This window comes from Fulvitalea axinellae (assembly GCF_036492835.1).
Taxonomy (GTDB): domain Bacteria; phylum Bacteroidota; class Bacteroidia; order Cytophagales; family Cyclobacteriaceae; genus Fulvitalea; species Fulvitalea axinellae.
The window spans coordinates 192,506-216,894 of record NZ_AP025315.1 but is presented as its reverse complement, the minus strand read 5'-3'; the positions used below and the strand labels follow the sequence as shown (position 1 = coordinate 216,894).

The 24,389-nt window shown below is 46.7% G+C and carries 16 protein-coding genes; 8 read left to right on the top strand and 8 right to left on the bottom strand.

The window, feature by feature from the left end; all coding sequences use genetic code 11:
- Positions 1 to 126 precede the first annotated feature (126 nt).
- The 4 genes from AABK39_RS19700 to AABK39_RS19685 all read right to left on the bottom strand — a co-directional run bounded on the left by AABK39_RS19700 (position 127) and on the right by AABK39_RS19685 (position 6,269).
- A complete protein-coding gene (locus AABK39_RS19700; protein ID WP_338395022.1) occupies positions 127 to 489 on the bottom strand; it encodes a DoxX family protein in 363 nt (120 codons plus the stop codon).
- Positions 490 to 753: 264 nt separating this feature from the next.
- The gene (locus AABK39_RS19695; protein WP_338395021.1) at positions 754 to 3,837 is read right to left on the bottom strand and encodes an efflux RND transporter permease subunit; all 3,084 of its coding nucleotides are present in this window, start codon (positions 3,835 to 3,837) and stop codon (positions 754 to 756) included.
- 16 nt (positions 3,838 to 3,853) lie between these two features.
- The gene (locus tag AABK39_RS19690) at positions 3,854 to 4,906 is read right to left on the bottom strand and encodes an efflux RND transporter periplasmic adaptor subunit (protein ID WP_338395020.1); all 1,053 of its coding nucleotides are present in this window, start codon (positions 4,904 to 4,906) and stop codon (positions 3,854 to 3,856) included.
- Positions 4,907 to 4,925: 19 nt separating this feature from the next.
- Positions 4,926 to 6,269, bottom strand: coding sequence for a TolC family protein (locus tag AABK39_RS19685; RefSeq protein WP_338395019.1), 1,344 nt, complete (start codon positions 6,267 to 6,269; stop codon positions 4,926 to 4,928).
- 245 nt (positions 6,270 to 6,514) lie between these two features.
- Here AABK39_RS19685 and AABK39_RS19680 point away from each other — a divergent pair, with 245 nt between their 5' ends.
- Both AABK39_RS19680 and AABK39_RS19675 read left to right on the top strand, forming a co-directional pair.
- A complete protein-coding gene (locus AABK39_RS19680) occupies positions 6,515 to 7,519 on the top strand; it encodes a sensor histidine kinase (RefSeq protein ID WP_338395018.1) in 1,005 nt (334 codons plus the stop codon).
- The gene (locus AABK39_RS19675) at positions 7,519 to 8,277 is read left to right on the top strand and encodes a LytR/AlgR family response regulator transcription factor (RefSeq protein ID WP_338395017.1); all 759 of its coding nucleotides are present in this window, start codon (positions 7,519 to 7,521) and stop codon (positions 8,275 to 8,277) included. Before AABK39_RS19680 ends, AABK39_RS19675 begins: the two co-directional genes overlap by 1 nt.
- An 8-nt stretch (positions 8,278 to 8,285) precedes the next feature.
- Here the strand turns inward: AABK39_RS19675 and AABK39_RS19670 are convergent, their stop codons facing one another.
- Positions 8,286 to 9,197, bottom strand: coding sequence for a helix-turn-helix domain-containing protein (locus AABK39_RS19670; protein ID WP_338395016.1), 912 nt, complete (start codon positions 9,195 to 9,197; stop codon positions 8,286 to 8,288).
- 161 nt (positions 9,198 to 9,358) lie between these two features.
- Positions 9,359 to 10,168, bottom strand: coding sequence for an SDR family oxidoreductase (locus AABK39_RS19665; RefSeq protein WP_338395015.1), 810 nt, complete (start codon positions 10,166 to 10,168; stop codon positions 9,359 to 9,361).
- 356 nt (positions 10,169 to 10,524) lie between these two features.
- Between AABK39_RS19665 and AABK39_RS19660 the strand changes: the two genes are divergently transcribed.
- Positions 10,525 to 11,142, top strand: coding sequence for a hypothetical protein (locus AABK39_RS19660; protein WP_338395014.1), 618 nt, complete (start codon positions 10,525 to 10,527; stop codon positions 11,140 to 11,142).
- 12 nt (positions 11,143 to 11,154) lie between these two features.
- Here the strand turns inward: AABK39_RS19660 and AABK39_RS19655 are convergent, their stop codons facing one another.
- Complete coding sequence (locus AABK39_RS19655; protein ID WP_338395013.1) at positions 11,155 to 12,795, bottom strand: hypothetical protein; 1,641 nt, start codon at positions 12,793 to 12,795, stop codon at positions 11,155 to 11,157.
- Positions 12,796 to 12,957: 162 nt separating this feature from the next.
- Here AABK39_RS19655 and AABK39_RS19650 point away from each other — a divergent pair, with 162 nt between their 5' ends.
- Positions 12,958 to 14,814 (top strand): hypothetical protein, encoded by a 1,857-nt coding sequence (locus tag AABK39_RS19650; protein ID WP_338395012.1) that lies wholly within the window; start codon positions 12,958 to 12,960, stop codon positions 14,812 to 14,814.
- 126 nt (positions 14,815 to 14,940) lie between these two features.
- On the opposite strand, the gene ggt is transcribed toward AABK39_RS19650, so the two are convergent.
- The gene (gene ggt / locus AABK39_RS19645; RefSeq protein ID WP_338395011.1) at positions 14,941 to 16,626 is read right to left on the bottom strand and encodes a gamma-glutamyltransferase; all 1,686 of its coding nucleotides are present in this window, start codon (positions 16,624 to 16,626) and stop codon (positions 14,941 to 14,943) included.
- Positions 16,627 to 16,986: 360 nt separating this feature from the next.
- On the opposite strand from ggt, the gene AABK39_RS19640 reads away from it, so the two are divergent.
- The 4 genes from AABK39_RS19640 to AABK39_RS19625 all read left to right on the top strand — a co-directional run bounded on the left by AABK39_RS19640 (position 16,987) and on the right by AABK39_RS19625 (position 24,388).
- Positions 16,987 to 17,700: a hypothetical protein gene (locus AABK39_RS19640; RefSeq protein ID WP_338395010.1), complete on the top strand. Its 714-nt coding sequence runs from the start codon at positions 16,987 to 16,989 to the stop codon at positions 17,698 to 17,700.
- A 70-nt stretch (positions 17,701 to 17,770) separates the two neighbouring features.
- Complete coding sequence (locus AABK39_RS19635) at positions 17,771 to 18,289, top strand: hypothetical protein (protein ID WP_338395009.1); 519 nt, start codon at positions 17,771 to 17,773, stop codon at positions 18,287 to 18,289.
- Positions 18,290 to 19,035: 746 nt separating this feature from the next.
- On the top strand, positions 19,036 to 21,186 hold the full coding sequence (locus AABK39_RS19630) for a fasciclin domain-containing protein (RefSeq protein WP_338395008.1): 2,151 nt from the start codon (positions 19,036 to 19,038) through the stop codon (positions 21,184 to 21,186).
- Positions 21,187 to 21,196: 10 nt separating this feature from the next.
- The gene (locus tag AABK39_RS19625; RefSeq protein WP_338395007.1) at positions 21,197 to 24,388 is read left to right on the top strand and encodes a SusC/RagA family TonB-linked outer membrane protein; all 3,192 of its coding nucleotides are present in this window, start codon (positions 21,197 to 21,199) and stop codon (positions 24,386 to 24,388) included.
- The last annotated feature ends 1 nt before the right edge of the window (position 24,389 follow it).

Sequence of the window (24,389 nt, the reverse complement as noted above, 5' to 3'; positions counted from 1 at the left end):
ACACTCGTAAAAAACACAGCGGTTTACCATGTAAAACCGACAGACTCTTTAGAGCTGTCGGTTCTTTTGTATGGAGAACGAAACGGATAATTGTATTGCTATAAATTTAATGGGACTTAACATTAGCTATGCGGCGGCCACGACTAACGACATCAATAACATGATGATGGCGGGTACGGACCTTCCGGCGGGATCATTGACTTTGGCGTGCATTGCGATAGCTCCCACCATCAGTATGGCCAGTCCGAACGCGGCGGGCTTTACCACGGCAGGCACCCACAAGCCAAGAACCAATAAGGCACCCAAAGTCAGTTTCAAAACACCGATGGCTTTCATAAACCAAAGAGGTAACCCATAAGCCTCGAATTCCTCCTTGAGACTTTTGGCGCCTTTTCCACGCCACTGGCTGGGGCGGTATCTGCGTATGAGCCAAACGTTGACCAAACCGAGGAATATTATGATTTGAAATGCGATACTTGCGTGTTCCATATCCTTGGCGTTTAGTTTAGCGTAAATTTTTTTCTGCCTGATGGAAAGTCTTACTTACTAATAGTTATAAGTGTTTTCTTTTTTTGGATTCTTCGAATGTGATTAGCGCAATTTTGTGGAATAGCTATATTTTATATTTGTGAAAAACAGCTTTTTGTGAAAAAAGAAAAGCTTCACCGCATTGCGGGAAGCTTTTGCACTAGAGGGAATAAAACAATTTTTGAGACTTAGGAATTTCCCTCCTTCAATGTTTAGTTTTTATGGTTATGCAGGGTTGAGATTTCTGTTGCGGATATTGTACGCGATATAGAAAATCACGGGGACCACGATAAGGGTTAGCACCATCGAACTGCTAAGCCCTCCGATCAAGGCCCAGGCCAAGCCGTTTTTCCAAGCCGAACCGGCCCCCGTGGATAATGCGATTGGTGTCATGCCCACAACCATGGCTATGGTAGTCATAAATATGGGGCGAAAACGCGCCTTGGTAGCGTAAACCAAAGCGTCAGTTAGCTGCATGCCTTTTTTCAGGGCTTCGTTGGCGAAATCCACAAGCATGATAGCGTTTTTGGCAACCAGACCAATCAGCATTATGATACCCAGAATAGTAAATATACTGAGCGTTTGTTTGGCCAACGCCAAGGCGAGCAAAGCGCCGATGATGGCCAATGGGATGGAACATAGAACCACTAGTGGCGTGATATATGAGTCGTAAAGGGCGACCATAATCAGGTAAACAAGAGCCAGCGAAATCAGGAAGGCATAACCCATCCGGCCGAAACTTTCGCCTTGCATCTCAAGGTCTCCGCCGTAAACGGTCTTGATACCCGAAGGCTTGTCCAGTTTGGCGATTACTTGCTTGATTTCCTCTCCCACGGTACCTGAGGGCCTTCCGGCCACTTGCACGTTAACGGTAACCGACGGTAGCTTGTCATAGCGGTCAAGCTGGCTGAGACCATCGCCATCATAGATTTCGGCGAATTGTTTGAGTTTGAAAACCTGTCCGTCACGGTTGCTGAACGGAAGGCTGGCCACGCTTTCGGCGCTTTTCCGGTCGAAATTGTCCAGCCTTACCCGGATATCATATTCCTTGTTTCCTACTTTGAATTTTGTCTTGCGGTCACCCTCGAAGGCCGTACGCATTTGCATGCCCACTTCGCCTACGCTTAGGCCTAGTGTGGCGAGCTTTTCCCGGTTGAATTTTACGTTAACCTCCGGGGCGCCTTTTTCCAGTGAGTTTTTTGTCCGGATTATTCCGGGAATTGTGTCTACCGCCGTTTTTACGCTTTCGGCATAAGACAACAATTCTTGTAAATCACTGCCTTGGAATATCAGTTTGATCTTGTACGCATTGGCTTGGCCAAACATATCGACAGGTACAGTGGTGATGGTCGCTCCCGGGATTTTGCTCTCCAGTTCCAGCCTGGTCTTATGTGCAAAGAGGGCCGAAGACAGCTCTCTCTCTTCCTTGAGCTGCACGCTTATATATAAATAATAGGCGCGTGACTGGCCTTCTTCGTCGGTTTCTTTTGTGCCGATGACAGTGTTGATGTCATTGACTTCGGGCAATGTGTTCAGGTATGTCTCAATTTGCTGAGAGACCATATTTGTGGCTTTCGGACTTGAGGACTTAGGGAGTTCCACCTGTATGGAAAATTCTCCCCGGTCGCCTTGGGCAAAAGCTTCCGTTCCGATAAACCCTTTGCTAAGCAACAAAGTCGAACCGAAAAACGCGACTATAGTGACTCCGATAGTGAGCGTTTTGTGATTCAGCGCCCAAAGCAGAATGCTGGTAAAGGCGTCGATCATGGCGTTGATGATCTTTTCGAATCCTCCGAAGATTTTTCCGCTGATTGTAGCGGGGTCCAAGGTTTCGTGGCGGGCGAATCTAGATGACATAAACGGAACCAGAGTAAACGCCACCAAAAGGCTCATCATAGTGGAGAACCCAACCACAAGGCTGAATTGTGAGAACATTAGCCCGACCATACCGCCGGTAAGTCCCAAAGGCAAGAAAACGACGACAATAACCAATGTAATGGACGAAACGGTAAGCGCGATCTCCCTAATGGCGTCCAGAGAGGCTTGTCTGGCGGATTTACCTTTTTCCATATGGCTATGGATATTCTCGATCACGATGATGGCGTCATCCACAAGGATACCCACTACCAGCGAAAGCCCGAGCATCGTCATCAGGTTGAGGCTGTAACCGGCGAGGTAAATCACGGAGAAAGTCGAGATCAGCGAAGCGGGAACAGCCACCATAGTGATCAGGGCGTTGCGCAGGCTGTGCAGGAAAAGCAACATAACCGCCGCCACCAATAGTACGGCGATCTGCAAATCGTGCATTACGGCGTCGGCCGCAAGGATAGTGTAATCGGTGGTGTCGTTGAAAACAGTGAACGAAAGGTTAATGTCCTTGAATTCATCTTCCAGAACTTTCATGGATTCCCGGACTTTTGCGCTCATCTCCACAGCATTTGCTCCTGACTGTTTGAGAAATTGAAGGCCGACGGATTCCGTTCCGTTAATCCGGGTGATGATTTCGTTGTCTTGGATTCCGTCCAGGATTTCGGCAACATCCGAAAGCTTAATCTTCCCTGTTTTCTCGCTGTCCACGATTACGAGTTGGCGGATTTCGTCCACGTCGGCGAATTTGCCCCGGACCCGTATGGTGCTTTGTTTTTCGTCGTTTTTGATTTTGCCGGCAGGCACTTCCATATTTGAGTACTCCAGCGCTTGGCTGATTTGCCCGAGCGACAGGCCGAAGGTAGTGAGCTTCTCTTTGTCGATGTTGACTTGGATTTCCCTTTTCTGTCCGCCGACCAGCTTCAGCTTGGCTACGCCGTAAACGGCTTGCAGTTTCGGTTTGAGCCTTTTGTCCAGCAAGTCGTAAAATTCCGTTTTGGGCAGATCGGAGCTTACGCCTCCCATGATCACGGGAAGGTCGGATATTCCTCGCTTTTCGATCAAAGGTTCGGAAATACTCGGTGGCATTTCGGCCTTAACGGTGTTGATGTAATTGGTTGCTTTTTGTATAGCTTGGTCAATGTCCGTTTCGTAGCTCATCTCTACGGAGATGATTGAGAAGTTTTCATAAGAGTTGGACACGACCTTGTAGACGTCGGCGAGTTTTGAGAGCGATTTCTCAATTTTCTCCGTGACGTTGGTTTCCACTTCGTCGGGAGCGGCGCCGGGGTAAACCGTTACGATCGTCATCGTGGGCCGGACTACTTCCGGCACCAGTTCGTAGCCGAGTTGTTGGTAACACAAGAGGCCGGCGCCGATCAGTATCGTGAATATCACGACGACGATCGAAGACCTGTTGATTGATATTTCTGTGATTTTCATACGCTTTCTTGCCGTGTCAGATTTTTTCGACGTCCATGCCGTCTTTCAGGTTAAAAATGCCGTCAGTTACGACCGATTGGCCTTCGCGCAGGCCGTTGGTCACGGCCACGTCGTCGCCGAACCTTTCCGGCCTCACGGTTATTTTCCGCATCTTGACTTTGCCGTTCTCATAAACATAGACCTTCGGTGATTTGAAACCGTCCACCAGCGCCTCTCGGGGAATGACGAGCGTTCGTTGTGGTTCGAAATCGAATTCGCAGGATGCGAACATGCCCGAACGGAGTTTCCCTTCAGGGTTTTGGATAAGTATTACAACTTCATAACGGTATGCGTCATCGGCTTTGACGGCGACAGTGAGTACTTCCGCATTGATAGTTTCGTCAGGGAAGAGCGGGACCTTAACCCTTACGGTTTGGCCTTCGGAAATTCTGTTTATTTCCTGCTCGGCGAGTTTTACTTTGAGTTTCACCTGACTGTTGTTAACCAAGTCGCAGACTGGCGCCCCGTTGGCGAGCAATTCGCCCACTTCGAAGTAATCCTCGTTGATCATGCCGTCGATAGGGGCGGTGATTCTTGAGTCTTGATACCTTTTCTTGGCCATTACCCATTCCGATTCGGCCATTATCGCTTTCACTTGCGCTTGCTCAAGCTGTTGTTGGGTGATGGCTTCCTGTCTGAAAAGTTCTTCGTATCTGGACAGGTCGTGTTTGTTTTGTTTGTGATTGGCTTCGGCGGCGAGCAATCTGGCATACAAGGAACTATTCTCCGTTTGGAGGATCAAGTCGCCTTGTTTTACCCAATCACCTTTTTTCTTGTAGATCCTTGATACCTTACCGATGGTTTCGGATTTGAGGGCCAACTCTTTGAACGGATGTATCCGGCCTTCGGATTTTAGCGCTTTGGCCAGTTCCTTGTATTTGGCGATGGCTGTTTTCACGGGGAATTTTATTGTTCTGCGAGATACAAACTCCGTTACTTGCGCCTGTGCATCCATATTGCTGTAAAGCTTCCACCCCGAGGCGGCGATCAATGTGGCGGCGACGCCGATGTTTATTATTTTCTTTTTCATGTCTCAGTTGCTTTCGGTCTTAGGGGGTTTCTACAAGAGTCGTAAGCCGGCCTTCGGCTTTCAGCACATCCAAGCCGGCTTCCTTGAGCTTGAGGTTTTGGCTGTAAAGGGAGTTTTGGGATTCCCGAAGGGTGACTTCAGCGTTCAGCAGGTCGGTGAGCGAGGCTACTTGGGCCTTGTATCGGGCTTCTGTTTGCGTGAATACGTCTTCTGCCAGACGGAGATTTTCTTTTTGGGCCAAAACGTTTTGGTAAGCGTCCCTAAGTTGTCGCTTGGCGTTTTGGATCTCGACATTGGCCGATTGGCCGGCGAACTGAAGGTCGTGTCCCAGTTGTTCGATTTCGATTTTTACTTGTTTGGATTGGGCCCTTTTTTTCATCCCGTCGAAGATGGGAATGTTGAGTTGGATCCCGACAAAGGATGAGGAGAACCATTTCCGGTCACCGAAAATGTTAAACTCCTCCCTTTGCGCTTGGGTCTTGAGATTGCCGACCGCAACCAAGCTGGGATAATACTTGGCGGCAATCGATTGTTTCTCAAGCTCCTTGAGTTCGAACTGTTTTTTCAAAAGCCTGATGTCTGGCCGTTTTGAGAAGTCAGGTTCGTCTAGCAATGGCTGCAGAACGAGGCCTTCGGCACCCATGGGTTCTTTTTGAAGGTTCAGAGACTCGGTGGTCCTAAGCCCCATATACAGTTTGATTAGGTTGAGTTGCGTGGCTTCGGCCGTTAGCAACTCGTTTCTGCTTACGTTTAGGTTCGATAGTTTTACCTTCAGCCGGTTTTCGTCAAGTTTATGGGCCAGGCCTTGTTGGGTAAAGCCGTGTTGGGCTTTGATGACCTTTTCCATTTTCTCGATATTGTCTTTGAGGGCGTCTGCTTGGTCGCCGAACCTGAGCCATTTGTAATACGCTCCCGCGATTTGGTATATTACCTCTTCTACGGTTCGGGCTTTTTGGATTTTGTACAGCTCTTTGGCTTTCTTGCTGGCTTTGACGCCTATCCAGAAATCGTGGCTGTAAAGCAATTGGGTAGCTTGGGCATACGCTTCGCCAGTGTACTTGGTTCCCATAGCGACGGGAACCACTCCGGAAGCACCCACCAGTTCGCCGGGCATCATGGTGACTGGCACGCGAAGGTTATTTATAACGGAGGCTTGCCCTTCGATTTGAGGGAGGCCTGAGCTTAGCGTTTCTTTTATCTTTTGTTCCGCTTTTTCGGTTTCGAGTTCCGCTTTGGCCACGGAGTGGCTTCTTTCCAAGGCTATTTTCAGGCAATCCCGCAAGCTTGATGGCGCTTGGGTTTGCGAGACGGCTCGGGTGAGGGAACTTGCGCATATAATGGCGATGATGAGAATTTTCTTCATAGGCTTGGCCTTGTATTAGTTGATGGGGCCGAATATCAAGGTGTTGTGAAGCGAAGTCAAAAAAAATCTACGGCCAACGGGAATCTCGTGGCGAATGCGCCTTAAAATGCAATGGAGCGTGTTTTTAAGTGTTGATTTTCCATTCGTAGGGAATAATGGGGCGCTCGCTTATGAATTACATCGATTGGTAGAAATTATTGGAAATAGTGAAAAGAGATTACTTCATTAGCGGAAAATCACGGCAAATGCGGGAATTTATTCAAAAGAGAAGAGATGTCTTTTACCACTTAATATTATGGTTGGTTACAGGGACATTCTCGGTAAGGGACACGGTGCTGGCTTACGGCGTAGCTCGGGGACTTTCGTTGTCCACCTATTTTATATTGGTTCAATTAGTCTGTTTTTATGGAGCGTACTTTACCATACTTCGTTTCAAGAAGAAGAGGTCCCATATCATATTCCCAGTTTATGTGATCACCTTTGTGCTTTTTTTATGGTTGGAATTGAACCCGTTGCTTCCGGGTTATGACCTCGAACGGTTGCAGGGTTTTGACGCTTGGATGTTGGGCCCGATGTGGACATTCTTTTTCGTTTACGCCATTCACTTGGTAAACGCAATGGAAGCCCGGACTATGGAGAAGCAAATGCTGATTTTGGAGAAAGAAAGACTGAAACACGAACTGCAGTTCCTAAAGGCGAGAATCAATCCGCACTTCTTATTCAACGCGTTGAACAACATTTATTCGTTGGCCTTCCAAAACGATCCGATGGCGGCGACTACCGTTACGAAGCTGTCTAATCTTATGCGTTATATGTTGACGGAATGCGACAAAACCAGAGTTCCGCTGTCAAAAGATTTTTGGTTTATAAGCCAATATGTGGAAATGCAATTGATCGAAAGACGAAACGAGTGGAATGTGGACGTTTATTTCGAGGATGTAAGGTCGTCCTGCCAAATCGCTCCATTGGTTTTGATCAATTTCGTGGAAAACGCTTTTAAACACTCTGATTTGGATTCCAATCCCAAGGGATGGATCAGCGTTTCGGGTTTTGTCGAAGAAGAGGAACTGATTTTTACGGTTGCGAATACTTGCGGAAATGGGGCCCGCGCCGGTTTGGAAAGGGAAACGGGCGAAGGCATTGTGAATTCAAAACGCCAGTTGGAATTGAATTATCCGAATAAACACTCGTTGCAAATCGATACGAAAAACGGGGAGTTTAAAGTAAGCCTAAGCATAAAGCTAATGTGATGGAACAGCGTAAGATAAAATGCCTGTTGGTAGACGATGAGAAGCTTTCGAGAGAACTTGTCGGAGCGTATATCAGAAAGATCCCGGCTCTTGAAATTGTGGGCGAGTGCTCGAATATTATCGAGGCGAAAGAGGTGATTGACCGCGAACAGGTCGATCTGCTTTTGCTTGACATTGAGATGCCCAACCTTACGGGAATCGATTTTCTAAGGATGTTGCGCAATCCGCCGGTGACGATTCTGATCACGGCGTATTCCAGCTATGCGGTGGAGAGCTACGAGCTCGACGTGGTGGATTACCTGTTAAAGCCGGTAGAGTTTGACCGTTTTTTTAAGGCGATATATAAGGCGTTGGAGATTATTGCTCCCGAATGTTTCAGAAACGATGACAAGCGAACTGCGGAAAGAAAAGAAGCCGAACCGTTAAGTCCGAATGGCGCCGAGTACTTCTTTGTGAAATCGGACAAAAACATTATTAAGGTAGTGCTGAAAGAAATCCTGTATATCGAGAGCTTGCGGGAATATGTGAAAATAGTGACAAAGACGCAGTCGGTGATTACTTTGCAATCGTTGAGCCGGTTGGAGGAAATTCTCCCCTCAAACTCTTTTCAGCGCATTCACCGCTCCTTTATTGTGAATGTGGAGAAGGTGGATAAGGTAAAAGGAAACGAAGTGTTTGTAGGTGAGAACAGGCTGACAATAAGCAAAGGGCAACGCGAAAAGTTCATTAATATGATCAATACGCACAGGTTGTTCTAATAGCCTGCTTACATTTCCCGAATGGTTCGGTAACGGCTAGGGGAAACGCCGGTTTTGTGTTTGAATATCTTAGTGAAGTGCGAAGGGTATTCGAAGCCAAGATCATAAGCGATTTCACCGATTGTCTTGTCACTTCCCAAGAGCTCCGATTTCGCTCTTTCGATTAGTTGCAGATGGATGTGTTCCTGTGTGGACTTTCCGGTGTACCGAGTCAGTAAATCGGAAAGGTAGTTTGGCGAAAAGCTTAATTCGTCGGCAAAGTGTTTAACCGAAGGCAAGCCTTTTTCTATCAGGTCTTTTTGCGAGAAATATGTTTTAAGTAGATTTTCGAACTTGGCCACAGTATCGGAATTCACCTTTTTCCGGGTTAGGAATTGTCGGTCGTAAAACCTGTTGCAGTAGTTGAGCAACAGTTCGATGTTGCTCAGAATCAGTTCGCCGGTGTGTTGGTCTATGTTTTGGCTGTATTCGCGTTTGATGTTTTTAAAAGACGCCTCAATAATTCTTTTCTCATCGTCCGAAACGTGTAAGGCTTCGTTTGAATCGTAATCGAAGAAACGGTAACTGTCCAGTTTCTTTGCAAAGGGGGAATTATATACCAAATCGGGATGAAAACAAAGCATCCAGCCTTCTGCCTGCGTTGCGCTATTCTGCAGGGAAATGGTCTGGTTGGGCGCGAAAAATGTCAATGTGCCTTCGGAGAAATCATAATAGCTTCTGCCATAGGCTAATCTGCCCGTACATTTTTTCAGCGATACGCAATAAAAAGCCAAATTCACCGAAGTGTTAACCGGAAAAGCACAATCCTTAAAATCCTGAATACGTATCAAGTTGACCAACGGGTGTTTGGGTTTGGGACAGCCCAATAAGTCGTTGAGTTCCGACAGGCTAGTTATGCTCAAAAGGTTCTTATGGGCCATTTTAATTTGCGGTTTTCCTTATTAGGGTCCTTCTCCGGATAACGGATGGTTAGGCGTTTTCGTGTGGGCTGTTTTATGGGAAGCCCAAACGTATTATCGTAAAGAAAAACGATAGCCACAAACCGAGCGCATTATTTTCGGTTTATGGCTATCGGTTTGGGTTAGCCCTTCATCCGGTCACGGATCATTTTTATGAATCCTTCGGTACCAAGTTCTTTGGCTGTTTCGATATATTGTTCCGCATCTGCGCCAACAACGTACCGCAGTTGGTCGCTGTCGTCCGTCGAAGCCTTGAATATGGCGTCCGCCACTTCCGAGATGTTCTGGCTTGAGTTCAGGTTGGACATAAAGGCCATAAACTCATCGAAGGCCTGATGGTAGGCTTCGGGTCCTTTTCCGTAAATATCCAGCGAGCGGGTGGCGAAATCGGTTTTGTAAGCGCCCGGTTCCACAATTTTCATCTTTATTCCCAACGGATTCAGTTCGTATTGTAGCGATTCGGTAAGCCCTTCGACTGCGAACTTCGAGGAATGATAAAGAGAGAAGTAAGGGAAGGCCAAACGACCGCCGACGGATGATATGTTTACGATAACGCCCGAACCTTGCTCGCGCATAATAGGAATGGTGGCTTGAGTCACCTTTATCAGTCCGAATACGTTTACTTCAAACTGCCTGCGGACGGCTTCTTCGCTGGCGCCTTCCAAAACGCCCAATGCTCCGTAACCGGCGTTGTTGACCAACGCGTCAACGCTTCCGAACTTTTCGGTGGCCAAAGCCAAGGCTTGGTGTACGCTGGCTTCCTCTGTTACGTCCATCTTGCAAACCAGGACATTGTCCAGTTGGTTTAGCTCCGTTTCTTTTTCAGGGCTACGCATGGTGGCCACTACGTTCCAACCTTCGGCCTGGAATTTTTTGGCTGTCACTTTACCGAATCCGGTAGAAGCGCCGGTGATGATTACTGTCTTTGACATAGCGTTTATTTTTGTTTTCGATATTACAAAGGTGGGCGAATTCGATTACACTCATTTATACATTTCTCTCCGAAGTTTATAGATTTCTCGGAACCCGTAAGAAAGAGATAAAATTTTGATTCATAGCATAATATGAGATTATCGATTATGTGTTTTACGAATAACTCAAAAGCCTATTTTTTTCTTCGAGAAGATGCCTTTCAAACTAGTTGGCGACACTTCCCAAGGCCTCCCATTCTCTGTGTATGATAACCTTGGATTCGGGTAAACTCTCGGGTTATATCTTGCATATTCCCATTCTTTTCCAAATCTTGTAATTGAGTTTTTTATTGATGACTATTAGGAATTTTTAGGGAATGGAAGAGTTGAGGAAAGGGCCTAAAGGGCATACGATTCGTTTTTTGATTTTGTTTTCGGGGATTTTTGTGGCGGCTTACGGAGTCTATCTTGTTTTTCCGAAACACTTTAACGTTTATGTGTTTCTCGCCATTGGCGGTTTTGTATTGGCTCGTTATGGCTGGAATTTGCTGAAGGAAAAAAGCGACGCTAATAAATTGGTGGCGCAAGAGGAGGAAAAGAGAATCCGTACCCGGGATGAGAAAGCATTGGTTGTGTTATTGGATAATGAATACAGGAATCATCCCTTGTATATTGACACGCTTTTGTTGTTGGAGCAAGAATATGTGCCTACGGGTAACAGGGACGAGCAGAAGCTTTTCGAATTTGTGCTTGAAATAGCCAGAAAGGTTTTGCGAAGTCCACATTGGAGAATAAGCGAGAAATTGATGCAAGCGAGTTACAAACTCTATTTTGAAGCGACAGAGGTTGGAAATTTTCCCCATAAAGACATGGAGAAGGCGCAGTTTATATTCGAGCGTGATTTTTATCTTAAACAGGGAAATTCCTTTATGCTGGAACAAACGAAAAAGAAACTCAAGCGCTCGTTTCCGCATTTAAAGTCTGAATGGAAGTAATAATGTAAATGGCTACGTGGTGGCTTGGGGGCCGGTTCTTTCAAGAGCCTGCCTGAGCATGCTTATTTGTTTGTTGAGCTCAATGGTGAACCGTTCCATTTTAGCTTCTTTCGGAGTGCCTTTATCGGCTACGGCGGCGGTTACTTCTTCTTGGGTGGAAATACTGATAGAGCCGGCTTGCCTGTCCAATTCGCTTATAGCCTCGGGCGGAAGGGAATACATGGCGTTTATGGCCCATGTCATTTCGTCGAAAACTTCTTTTACGTCGGAAGTGACCGTGTCCCAATGTTCTTCCAACCTATAAGCTTCAGCGTCGATGGATTTCGGATTTTCCATAAGAGAGGTAACGCTATAAGTTTCGGAACCGTCCCAACTCAAGTCTATTTTCGGGCAAAAATTCGCCGACATTTTCAGGAAAAATACGCTTGAAAGCTTACTGGCCGAATGTGTAAAATGCGCCGAAAGCGTTTTGGTGTTGTCGTGTATTTCGTGGGCGCGGTGGTGCATAAGAAGGATACTGTAGACATTGGCCATAACGCGCAGGGCGTATAGGAACAAGTCTCGTTGTTCGGGAGTAGGCTCGCCCGCTGTGCGGATACTGTCGGGAATCAGGTCACTCATGCGGTATTCCGAAAAGTTGGGAATGACGGGTGTCGCCATCCGGTCCGTTAAACTTTTGGCGAATTGGTCTGGCGGAAGCTTTTTGCCTTTTGCCTTGTCCCCCAGTTTTTGTCGGAGCGTTTCGGCGGAATAGCCTTTTCCAACGGTTCTGGACTTTTGGAACAGTGCGGTGATTTTTTCGGAAATATGCCTTACGATCAGCGTTTCCATCTCTAAAAAATAATCGAAGGGCCCGTCAGGCAGTTGGGAAAGGTCTTCCACGCCGTAACGCTCCATCAGGTTCCCGAACTTGATGTTTTCCTCAAGCTCCTGTTCGTCGAAGAAATCTCTCAAAGCGGCCCGGTCCGGTTTCTTTTTCCGTTTCTTTCTCTTTTTTGCCATTGACGGCGAAGGTTCGGGGGAAAGGCTGATGGAGGACCCCGAACCGGAATCGCTTACGGTCAGGAGTTTTAGCCCTTCTTCCAGAGGCAAAGAGGAAGTTGAATCCGTTTTTGGCAGATCAGTGTCAGTTACGGCGGACACTCGTACCTTGGGCGTACCCGGCAATGCGGGGATGGACGCTTCCGTTTGCAATACAAAACCTATTTTCGCTTTGCGCAACCAAGCGTTGGCTTCTTGGGTGGCGTGTTCGGCTTCGGGTGAGTTTTGTTCAGTGACAAAGGCCCCCGTTTTCGGGTCTTCCGCATAGAAAATTCGCTCTGCCGTTTTTGATTTGGAATAATGCATACGGCTGATATGCAGAGTGACAGTACGGCGTTTTTGTTTGTGGTTTACGTCGTCAATGTCTATGGTCAGGTGAGGGTAGGTTCCCGAAGCGGGCACAAGGATTGCCCGGCGGAGGTTGGTGCGCAGAAAGCGCCTTTTGCGATCAGGCGTGGCGAAGCGGTTACCGTACCATTCCTCCTGGGGCATTTCCAGCATGGCGCATTGAATCGGCGGAAAATCTGTTGCGGGCGGAAGCTTAGCGACACTTTCCGTTCCGGCTACGGATCTCCTTTCGGTTTTTTTACGGAATGGTTCTCGCTCAAACATACGGACGCTTTGGAAAAGCATAGGTTCAAAATAAAGACCGGTTTTGTACGCGACACTAAGGATTTTCCGTTTCGGAACGGTTTTTATCGCTGTTGTTATGCGTCGCAAGTAAGGCGGATAGTGGGTTCGGTGTCCCGCATACTTACCTGAAGCTAACCGAAAATGTTCTCGCCAAAATCCAGAAACGTAAGCGCAAGAAGGGTCTCGGGCCGTAGTGGAGAGCGGTCGGTGGCGGGTTTTCCAAGAAGGAAGGAGCAGGTTGTTCAGGCTATGTTGCTCCCGGCGCGGATGAAGCGCGACAGTTTCGCTTACATCACCGAATTCGGAGTAAAGAAGATGGTTTCGTATCTTCCTTTACACTCCGGAGAGCTGATCCTTATCGAAGAACCTGACGATGCCGGGCCTTCAAACGACAGTCAAAACGACTCGGGAGAATTCGCCGAAGAGTGGACTCAGTGCCACCTTATGGGGACGATGGAGGAGTGCTGGGTCCGTTCCGAACTTCTGGATAAAGAAACTCCTTCCGATAGCTTCAAAGACCTAGTGGAATTGGTGGATAAAAACTGGGCTCGGGAAGGGGACACTTGGCCTTGGAAAGAACGAGGATGGAACGTCTTGGACAGTTTTTTTGCCATGGCCGTTTATCCAAAAGATGAAAAGCCCAAGCTAGGGGAAGCGGATGAGGCCTCTACTGTAAAGGCCATGACCCGGGTTATGCGTGACAAGATGCCCGGGACTTACGCTTATTTGGAGAAAGAAGGTGCGGACACCATTTACTTCGGTTCTGAAAAGTTGGCAAACCTGCATGAGACCAGGGAATACCGACGGAATATGATCCGGATTTCGGCATGGAGAAAAAAAAGCGGGGCAGTAATGCCACCTTCGGGCACTAGCCTTGATATGTCGGAGATGTTGCCCGGCCGACGCCCGACTTTGGAAGCGCCTGCTTCTCCCCAGTCCTATAATTTTGTGTTGAACGTTCAAGCTTTCGCAATGCCACAAGTATTGGATGTCTTGGCCAAGCTGATTAGTCCGGAAAGCGAGATGGAAACGTCTTATATCGACACGATTAATATTGTTCCGGTCAACAGGGCGCATCGGCGAACGGATACTTTCACGGTGGATGTGGTTTCGAAAGAAGGTTTTGATCGCACCGCAAAAGCTTTGGTAGCCGTGGCGGAAGCCCATCCCGAATATTTTGGGACTGACGTTATGCGGATGACGGAGCCGTTGGCGCCCGGAGTGGGGTGGAGCGAAGGCACAAGCTTTTTTCAGGTTTGGGAGATGGACGAAGATATGCTGGCCAGTGTATACCGTTTTTATGGCAGGGTAGCCAAGATGATAGAGAGGAAAAGAGGCTGGCGCCGGCATTTCGAACGGCCGGATTATGGTCAGATACGAAAGTTACAGGAGTTGGAAACGACGTTGGATAATGGATTGAAGAGGAAAAACAACTTGACGCCCGATGGCGAAAAGGTTGACAAGGACAATCTCAGGCTTATGAATAAGCTTTATAGGGAACTGGTGGGCGAAGAAGGGAGCCTTTCCCTGCATGTGTTGGAGTGGATCGAGCATTATGAAGCTTACCAAGAAAAGCGGGGCAGGGAATCCAGAACATTTATGAGCAAGCGTGCGTCGGCTTTGGCAACAATGCTGGAAAAAAGGCCGATGACTATGGATGAGGCGATTCGGATGACCCGAAAAGAATTCGGCGAACGGGATTTGGACTTTTTTCATCCGCACAGAAATATGGAAGTAAAGCCTTACTGCGATGATGACATGGTGTTACTGGAAAATCTTACTCCGGGCCTAAAAGGAGAGGAAGCCCAGTATTCATATAAAGTAGTGCCGGGCGCGCCACGCGCTAAGCTTAAAGCCGATATAGGAAGAGGCGAGGAGCTGAAAACCGGAGGTGAACCTACCTATGACCGGGGAGCGGAGTTGCGCTTGCCCACAGATAAAAAAACAGATGATAATCCCAGAGGAGCGGAAGGGCCGGATGTGTTTTGGCCTATGTGAGAATTGTGCCAAGTAAAAGAATGAAGCGTAAAATGGGCCATTATCAAAATAGAATCAACTTCTTATTTGGCCAGAAATGGATGAGTCAATTTCAATCAGCCTCTTTTACGCTTCACCTTACCAATGTCAATAGCCTAAAGCCTGACCGTCGGAACGGTTGGTGTCGGAGGCGCCCTCAAGCGAACCGTCCGGTCGTACCAAAACACAGTCCATACGACCGAGTTGGCTGGCGAATTTCAGCTTGTGCCCCCGCTTTCGCAGAGAATCCAAAGTCTCTGACGAGAAACTTTTTTCTTCCATTACGATAACGTCTGGCAACCATTGCGAATGGAACTTTTTAGCGTCCACCGCTTCCCGCATGCTCATCCCGTGGTCAATTATGTTGAGGATGGTTTGATAGACACTGGTGATAATCGTAGAACCTCCGGGTGTGCCGACTACCATAAACAGTTTGCCGTCTTTCTCGACTATCGAAGGGGACATGCTGCTGAGCATGCGTTTGCCCGGTGCTATGGCATTTGCCTCCGCACCGACTAAACCGAACTGGTTCGGAGTGCCGGGCTTGGAGCTAAAGTCGTCCATTACGTTGTTAAGAAGGTATCCGCCTTCTTTGGCCATCAGCTTAGAGCCATAGTTGCCGTTAAGGCTGGTGGTAATCGAGGCCGCGTTGCCGTCTTTGTCCACAATCGATAGGTGGGTAGTTTCCAAACTTTCGATACGGTTGACTTTGCCGGGCTTAATTCTCTGCGAGTCGGTTTTTTTATCCATCCGAATATCGGAGAATCTTTTTCTGAGATATTCCCGGTCCAACAACATTGCTTGCGGAACATCATAAAAATCGGGATCGCCCAAGTGTGTAGCCCTGTCAGCGTAAACACGGCGTTCCAATTCGGTCATCAAGTGGATGGCGTCCGGGGAATTGTGTTTGTAATCCGAAAGGTTCATCATTTCCGAACCGGTGAAAAGCTGAGCCAAGGCTATACCGCCACTGGACGGCGGAGGCATGGAGTGTATTGTGTATCCTCTATAGTCAGCGGAGATGGTGCCACGCCAGATGGATTTATATTCCCGAAGATCTTTATGCGAAAGTATCCCGCCGTTTTTCTGTATGGTATTTACTAAGTCGTCCGCTACTTTTCCCTCATAGAATCCGGCCCTGCCATTGTCACGAACGGCCGTAAGCGTATTTGCCAGCGATTTATTTATGATACGGTCACCCTTTTTCCATTTGCCCGCTGGGCTTATATACGGGTTTGGCGCTCCGTTCATTTCTTTAAGTACGTCCTGATAAATGTTAAGCTTATCAGCTTCGGCTTTAGTCAGTTCGAATCCATTCTGGGCCAGATCAACGGACGGTTGGATAAGTGCTTTCCACGGAAGTTTTCCTTTTTTTGACCACAATTCGTACATGCCGTCCACTGTGCCGGGCACGCCCACGGCCAAAGCTCCTTTTAAACTCAGGTTTTTGATTACGTTTCCGTTTTTGTCCAGATACATATCACGGCTGGCCGATAATGGTGCCCTTTCGCGAAAATCCAAAGACCCGTTTTCGCCGGAGGCCGTTCTGTAAACCAGAAATCCGCCGCCTGAGATATTGCCGGCTCTAGGGTAGACAACAGCCAAAGCGAATTTTACGGCTACGGCCGCGTCAAAGGCGTTTCCGCCTTTTTTTAGAATATCCAGCCCTACCCGCGATGCTACCGGGTGTGCCGTGGATACCATGCCGTTTTTGGCTATCGTCCCCGTTTTTTGGGCGAAGATCGGCATTATGCTAACCAGCAGAAGCAGGCTTGATAGTATGTGTTTTTTCATATAGAAACTATTATCCGTAAGGTCAGAATTAGGGGTACGTATGAAGATGGCAAACGGTTATGTTTTTGGGAAGAAAAAGGGACACAAGTTTAGAAGTGCCCCTTCTGCGTTGCTTTTCGTGAAAAAACGAAGGATGATAATACATTATTTTACCCACAAAGTAAAAAAGTTAGGGTTGATTCGAGAACCTGAAGTTTGGAGGTTGAATAGTATGAGCCCGGGTTATTTAAAAAATCTATTACTGGTTGAAATTTTTTCAAATGGAATAGAAAAAACTAAAGTTGAGTATGCAACCTTTTTGTCCAGATTTATTGTCAAACAGTCAGAACGCCATTGTTTTGCCACATGAAATATTGACTTATGAGATTCGTACTTTTTACATTTTTACTCGGCGCAATTTTATGTCATTCGGGTTATTCCCAAGGGTTTCTGAGAGGAGGGAGTATCGATTTGGATATCCGGGGAGCCGCGCTTGATCAAGGAATACCTCAGGAAGTGTTTTGGGGAGGCTTAGGCACCCGACTCGGCGCCACGTTGCCGGCAAATGAGAAGCTTTACATCGCGCCGGGCTTTGTTCTCAATTCTTTTTGGAAGAGCAAAGGCGATAACCTGACGGAAGAAGTATTGCTATACGGTCCCGAACTTTCGATGAAAGTCAAAGTCTTGGAAAATACATTCTATGAGGGAACCAAGTTGTTTCTTTCGACCAAAGGTTCTTTTTTATGGGCTTATAACGCTTTGGTTCCTGACAGGGACGAGGACTGTTACTTTTGGGATGTGGATGATGTTCCGTTATATTTTTGCGAATGCGACAATGATTGTGATGACAACCGCGATTCGGAAACCTTGATGCGCAGACACGGATTCGCTTTGGGAGCGGGTATGGAGTTTTATTTTTACGAATGGCTTAGCGTTTCGGCGAATTACGTTTTTCGGCCTGTCACTTTCCGGATTGATGAAAATACGATGAGCTCGCTAAAGAAAGACGGAAAAGCGTTCGGGAAGAAGCATCGTTTCGATTTTTCCACTTTTGAGTTAACGGTTTCGTTTCATCTTCCTTTTGCGGAATTATAAATTGGATCCATTCATACGCTTTTCCTTTATAATATTACCTTGCGGTTGCAAACCCCAAACGACAAAAGGAATGATCAGCAAGACAGAATTAAGGGATTCAATTATACATGAACTGGACACTGTAGAGTGGCTTTACGCCAAAACGCCCGCCAAACATTATGGATTCAGGCCAGAGCAAAGCATGTGGTCTGTAGGTGAAGTGTTGCGGACACTTTCTTTTATAGGGATTTATACTGCCGAAGCTTTGCGCGATAACGATTTTAAAACCAAAAGCCATAACCGTTATTACGAGATGAAAAAGAGGGCGTTTGAAATGAATCTCGAAACGGATTTTGAAAAAGCGAGTATAGCTCAAAAAGAAGCGCTTTTCCTTTTTTTCGAAAACCTGAAAGAAAGCCAATACGAGCAAGAGGCTTGGCACCCGTTGCTGGATAAGAAACCGCTGAACGAGGCGTTATTGGAAATCACCTTGAAGTTTTTGACTGGTTACAAAACCCAGCTTTTCACCTATCTCCGAATGCTTGGCGAACCGCTGGTAGGAGCCGATACTTGGGCTGGTAGAGATGCTCCTTTTTATGGTTATGAATAGGAATGCCGGCAATAGTTTTGGGTTCTAATGCAGACCTCTGTGTTTCGCTATATATGCTATTTTTTATATTTTTCTATAGTATAGCTTTATTTTGTCCTGTTAATGGGTTTTGAGAAAATGTGTTGGCCCGATGATTTTCGAATGATATTTTTTAACGAATTAGATGCGGTGCCTATCATGTGTAACGATGCTACACCGTTATGGGCTCCTTAAGTTTAGGTTTCAGAGATTTCGTATAGGGGGTGTGAGACAATCTTGTCTTGTTGAATGTGGGTTGAATGACTCCCTTGTGTTTGCTTTCGTCCCTTGACTTAATGACCCCCGCATATAGGGAGGGGATATTTTTAAATTGAAAGGGGGCGGTATAATTCTTAGTGGCTTAGTGTGTTTTTATTGCTTGTAGTTATTCAATAGGGGGCTTTTTTGAATCAAGTTAAGTATAATTTTGTTTCATGATTTTTATCGGTGAAGCGCTTGTTTCCCCCAATTCACAAACGTCGTAGCTGGATGGTGTTAGGTTCTCGTGTTGGATTGATTTGTTTTGACTAGCTACGAAGCAGGGTGTTAGACAATGGTTATAGCGTTATATGGTATGATGGTGCGACCTTAGAGTTTCTGGAATAAGATGGATAAAGCTTCGGCTGTTTTAGTTTGATGGTATCAAGCTCCTGATTTTTTCAGTGGTGCTGTTGTGTATGGATAATACAATTTTTGGAATACATATTTTTCACACTAAAAAGTACAGTATGAGATTAAATTTACACGGTTTTAAGTGTGCGATTGTTCTGTTTGTCCTGATCCTTTACGGATGTGAGGATAATATGAAACACTACGACATTTCCAGTGACCTTGGTGGGCGTTTGGTAACCGCAATGGAAAAGGATGCGGAGCTGAAGCAGTTCGTAAAAGGGATCGATATCTTGGGGATGCGGGAAGATCTTGAGAAAAGTACTTTTACGGCTTTTCCCCCTACCGATAAGGCTATCCTTTCCTTTATGGACAAGGAGTACGGGGTTTCGGATATTAGCGAATTGCCAGAAGAAGAAGTGAAGAAAATCGTAAGAGGCCATATTATTAAGGATGCTTGGTCTTGGGACCAGCTTCTAAGAGCTGGTAGGTATACCTCAAAGCCTACTGATGTTGGCTACGGTAAGAGCGCTTCCTGGGATTTTAAATTTATTTCGATCTACAACGCCCCGCCGTACGAAGATTACGATTGGAGAACGGGACGGGTAAAGAAGCTGTCTAGGCAGGCGGATTATCTTCCGATTTTCGATTACGACATCAACAACGGTTTAAAGGAAGAAGAAGACTATACCTTTTTGTTTCCTAACAGTCAGTTTACGGGGCATAATGTGCACGACGCTATTTCTACCCGGCCAAACCAGAAAGCCTTGAACGGTTATTATCATGTAATCGATAGGGTTATTCCGCCTTTGGGCAACTTGGAAATGCTGTTGGCCAATAAGGAGGAATTCAGTCTGTATTACTCTTTGCTTAGGCGTTTCGGCCGTTATGTTTACGATTCAAAAGCCACGGAAGCGCAAAAAGGAGAGGTTAAGGACTCGTTGTTTTACAAAACTTATGATGACTGGAATCTGGATTGGGTGCCGGCCGACAAGAATCCGTATAACGCCTATTCGCATTGGTATACGGAGATGGTGGTAAATATCGCCACTATCCCGCATAACGACGCTTTGCAGGATTTCTTGGACCGTACTTTCTTCCAATCGGGCGCTTACGCTTCAATTGAGGAAATTCCTTCGGAGGCGCTTCATGCCGTTGTGGCCAATCATCTTCAATTTTCAAGATACCTGACCATGGGATGGCTCCGGCCTTCTGATTTGGGCTTTTTCGCCTCGGGCGGAGACGAGTTGGTAAACCTTGAGAAGGGTGATGTTTTCTACACCGATTTCCTTAACAACGCCGTAGTTTACGGACTTAACCGGACGCTTGAGCCTAGGGCTTATACTTCTGTTTTGCGCAAATTGTCGATGGACACCACGTTCACGTATATGCTTCGCATTATGAACAAAAACCCGGTGGCCACCAACCTGATGAACACCCAGAGTTTGAGGTCTACGGTTTTCGCTCCAAACAATCAGGTTTTTCGCGACGCGGGAATCATCTTCAACGAAGATGCGAACAAGTTCCAAAAATACAACAGCGATAAGGATAAGTACGAAGACCTATCCGACAGTTATATGCAAAGGATTTTTGATAACCATATGCTGTTCGATATCGACGTCACCGATTTGACCAGTACCCAGTACCTGAAAACTGTGAACGAAACACAGCGAATCAAAATTGAGGATGGAAAGATCAAATCAGGAGGTGTTTTCGAGATTGACGAAGAACTTTTTGTGACTTCCCTTGCTTCGGACGAATCTGGTGATAACGGAACATTCTACGAAGTGTCAGGCTTATTGCTTCCTGCCAGCTATAGTGTCCATAATTATTTTATGACTAGGGATGGATATTCCGAATTTAGAAAACTGCTCGAAAAAGCGGGCTTGATCAAGGGATCGTCCTTCGGGTTGCTCTCCTCCGCCGACACATATACCGTTTTGGTTCCTTCAAACGATGTGATTGAAGCCAACAGGGATCTGATTCCCGAAGATGAGGACGAATTGCGCAAATATCTTTCCTATTACATCATCCCTGATCAGGAACTGTACTGTTACGGCGAGGTGGACGGGGAATTCCAGACCAAACAGGAAATCACAGTAAGCAGCTTCGAACAGATGAACGCCCGCACCGATACAGATGGGTTACTGAAGTTCTCCAACCTGAAAGGAACCAGCTCCGCAAAGGTGATTGACGATGTGCGTTACAGTAACCTACTGGCCAGAGATGGCACGATCCATCTTATTGACAATCTTTTGAGGGCTAAATAATTTTTTATAGATGAGAAAGTTTTTAGCGCTTTGCGCTACTATGTTCTTTTTGGCTCTAACAACAGCTTGGGCCCAGAAGAATACCGTACTGCAAGGCTATATTAAAGATAAACAGACGGGAGAGGCGCTCCCAGGAGCCACTATAGTTGAGGTGGATCAGGAAGAGCGCTATTTGCACGGTGTGGTAACCGACATTAACGGATTCTATATGATCAAGTTGGCGGAGGAAAACGCCCGTATCAAGGTAACCTTCGTGGGGTATAAAGACCAGATGATCACTGTCAATGGCAGAAGCGCTGTTGATGTTCAGATGGAAGATGATAGTCAGCAACTTGAAACGGTTGTGGTACAGGAAGCCCGTTATACAAGCGATGGTTTTATCCAGATGCGTGACAAGGTTTCGGCGGTGACTAGTATTAAGATCGACGATCTTGAGCAAATGGGTGTAGCTTCTGTGGACGAGATGCTTCAGGGACAAGTCAGCGGTGTGGATATCACTGCCCTTTCCGGTGATCCTGGAGCGGGTATGCAGATCAGGATCCGTGGTACGGCTACTATTACCGGTGATCGAGAGCCCTTGATTATTCTCGACGGAATGCCGTTTGAGGTGGATGTAAATGACGGTTTCGACTTTAACTCCGCGGATTCGGAAGATTATAGCCAGCTTCTCTCAATTTCCCCTGAAGATATAGCGGATATTCAAATCAGTAAGGATGCTCAGTCTGCCGCTGTTTGGGGGGCAAAAGCAGCAAACGGCATTATCGAGATTACAACCAAGAGGGGACGTAAGTCAAAGCCGAAGGTTCGTTACAATTACAAATTTTTCTACGACGTACAGCCAGATCCGATTCCAATGCTGAACGCTGGAGATTATGTTACGCTCCAGAAGCAGGCGCTGTTCAATAAGGAAGGGAAAAGTTCGCACAGTAACGTTAACGAGCTGAATTATGACCAGGATTGGGAACTGTATCACCTCTATTCTCAAGAGACGGATTGGTTAGACGAAATTACCCAAAATGCGGGTAACCAAGAGCATAGCGTATCGATCAGGGGTGGTGGAGACAAAGCGAAATACAATGTCTCGACCACCTATTATTCTCAGGACGGTACCACTAAAAACACAAGCTATGATCGTTTGTCGTTTCGCGCTAACCTTGACTTTGACGTTTCTACCCGATTGAGAATCAGTTCTGATTTCTCTTACTCAAGGGAGGATAATGATAAACTGTATAACAAGGACACAAGGAAAATTGCCAGACTCAAGATGCCAAACCAGAGCATCTACGATATGGATTCACTGGGCAATCCGACCGGGCAGTATTTTTTGGACGCCCGTCCGGATGCCTATTATAAGTCGGACAACCCTGTGGCTTTGATCAACGAGGCTACACGAAGCTCGATTAACAACATTCTTCGTTCTACCTTTAGGTTACAGTATTCCATTACGGAGCAGTTACTCCTTAAGTCGAACATTACGTTTGACCTAGGTAAATATAGGGAGAATTCCTTTCTGCCTTTGGCTGCTTCAAGCAAAGAATGGAACGATAAGGCGACCAATATGTCTTCGGAAAAAGTGAGCGAAAGCTTTAGATCCCAAACTCTTACGCAACTTTTTTACTATCCTAAACTTGCCGAGGGGCATGACGCGTCAGTGATGGGCCAGTGGTCCACCTCCGACCGTAGAACCAACTTCTTCGAGTCTGCTTCGGGAGGCTTGCCATCCGGCAGTTTCGATGATCCTGGAGTGGGTAGTGAGCTAAGTGCGCTCAAGGGAGGAACTGGACTTGAGCGTGAAATGGCGGCTCTTGGGCGGGCTTTTTATAAGTGGAACGATCGTTATATGGCAGACTTTGGAGTTAGGTTCGACGCCAGTTCCAATTTCGGGGACAATACCAAGTGGGGGGCGTTTCCGTTTGGCGGTTTTGGATGGAGAATTTCTTCTGAATCATTCATGGAGAAATATACTTGGATCGATGACTTGAAGGTCAGGGGAACTTTCGGCGTGAATGGTCGCGCCCCGAAAGGAGATAGCCATTATTCGATCTATAAAACAGGTTCTAGCTATAACGGCCAAGGGACAGTTTACCCGAATAACGTCAAGCTTAATAACCTCAAATGGGAAAGGGTTACGCAATTTGACCTTGGTTTCGAGATGTCGTTGTTCGAGGGGCGTTTCTACATGGATTTCGATGTTTATGAGAAAAAGTCCACGGATTTGATTTGGGATTTGGCTATGCCTACGTCTTCGGGTTTCAGCGTAATTAAGCAGAATGCTGGTGGTATGACCAACAAGGGTATCGAGCTGGCGGTCAACACAGTGCCATACAAGACAAAAGACTGGACAGTACGCGTTTCGATGAATGTTTCCAGAAACTTGAACGAGGTTGACGATGTGCCTGAGACTTTCAGTTTGGAAAAAGGAGACATGCACAAAAACGGGCAGTACGCTACAAAAGTAGTGATCGGCGACCCCATCGGCGGTTTTTATGGATATAACTACCGTGGTGTGTATACTAGAACAGAGAACGCTTTGGTGTACGACAGAAACGGCGAAGTGGTGATAGACCAGCTTACTGGCCAGCCGATGCGCATGATTATGGGCGGGGGCAACAACTATGAATTTCAGGGAGGCGACGCTATCTATGCCGACAGGAACTTCGATGGCGAGATAAGTGAAAACGATGTGGTATACCTTGGCTCAAGTAATCCTGATCTTACGGGTGGCTTTGGTTTCCGTGTTACTTATAAAAACCTTACTGTAAGTTCTAATTTCCATTTCAGACTGGGCCAGGAAATCGTAAACGAAGCCCGAATGTATGCCGAAAACATGTACGGGAAAGAGAACCAAAGTACGGCGACGATGAATAGGTGGAGATACGAAGGAGACGAGACCGAAATCCCTCGGGCGGTACAGGGCCTAGGTTTCAATTGGCTCGGTTCTGACCGTTTCGTTGAAGATGGATCATACCTTCGTTGGAAAACGCTTTCGGTGAACTATAGCTTCCCCAAAAAGATGTTGAAGCGTTACCGAATGGATAACCTTTCCCTCTACGCTACCATCCGGAACTTGGCCACTTTCACTGACTATACGGGACAGGATCCTGAAGTGCCGTTGGGGTCAGGTGTTTATGCATTCGGTATAGATAAATCGACCACCCCGCCAAGTAGAAGTTTTACTTTCGGGCTCACCGCAACCTTCTAGA

Excerpts from the sequence above, each read along its gene's own strand:
- AABK39_RS19700 (WP_338395022.1), bottom strand. The coding sequence starts at position 489 with ATGGAACACGCAAGTATCGCATTTCAAATCATAATATTCCTCGGTTTG.
- AABK39_RS19695 (WP_338395021.1), bottom strand. The coding sequence starts at position 3,837 with ATGAAAATCACAGAAATATCAATCAACAGGTCTTCGATCGTCGTCGTG.
- AABK39_RS19690 (WP_338395020.1), bottom strand. The coding sequence starts at position 4,906 with ATGAAAAAGAAAATAATAAACATCGGCGTCGCCGCCACATTGATCGCC.
- AABK39_RS19685 (WP_338395019.1), bottom strand. The coding sequence starts at position 6,269 with ATGAAGAAAATTCTCATCATCGCCATTATATGCGCAAGTTCCCTCACC.
- AABK39_RS19680 (WP_338395018.1), top strand. The coding sequence starts at position 6,515 with ATGCGGGAATTTATTCAAAAGAGAAGAGATGTCTTTTACCACTTAATA.
- AABK39_RS19675 (WP_338395017.1), top strand. The coding sequence starts at position 7,519 with ATGGAACAGCGTAAGATAAAATGCCTGTTGGTAGACGATGAGAAGCTT.
- AABK39_RS19670 (WP_338395016.1), bottom strand. The coding sequence starts at position 9,197 with ATGGCCCATAAGAACCTTTTGAGCATAACTAGCCTGTCGGAACTCAAC.
- AABK39_RS19665 (WP_338395015.1), bottom strand. The coding sequence starts at position 10,168 with ATGTCAAAGACAGTAATCATCACCGGCGCTTCTACCGGATTCGGTAAA.
- AABK39_RS19660 (WP_338395014.1), top strand. The coding sequence starts at position 10,525 with ATGGAAGAGTTGAGGAAAGGGCCTAAAGGGCATACGATTCGTTTTTTG.
- AABK39_RS19655 (WP_338395013.1), bottom strand. The coding sequence starts at position 12,795 with ATGTTTGAGCGAGAACCATTCCGTAAAAAAACCGAAAGGAGATCCGTA.
- AABK39_RS19650 (WP_338395012.1), top strand. The coding sequence starts at position 12,958 with ATGTTCTCGCCAAAATCCAGAAACGTAAGCGCAAGAAGGGTCTCGGGC.
- ggt (WP_338395011.1), bottom strand. The coding sequence starts at position 16,626 with ATGAAAAAACACATACTATCAAGCCTGCTTCTGCTGGTTAGCATAATG.
- AABK39_RS19640 (WP_338395010.1), top strand. The coding sequence starts at position 16,987 with ATGAGATTCGTACTTTTTACATTTTTACTCGGCGCAATTTTATGTCAT.
- AABK39_RS19635 (WP_338395009.1), top strand. The coding sequence starts at position 17,771 with ATGATCAGCAAGACAGAATTAAGGGATTCAATTATACATGAACTGGAC.
- AABK39_RS19630 (WP_338395008.1), top strand. The coding sequence starts at position 19,036 with ATGAGATTAAATTTACACGGTTTTAAGTGTGCGATTGTTCTGTTTGTC.
- AABK39_RS19625 (WP_338395007.1), top strand. The coding sequence starts at position 21,197 with ATGAGAAAGTTTTTAGCGCTTTGCGCTACTATGTTCTTTTTGGCTCTA.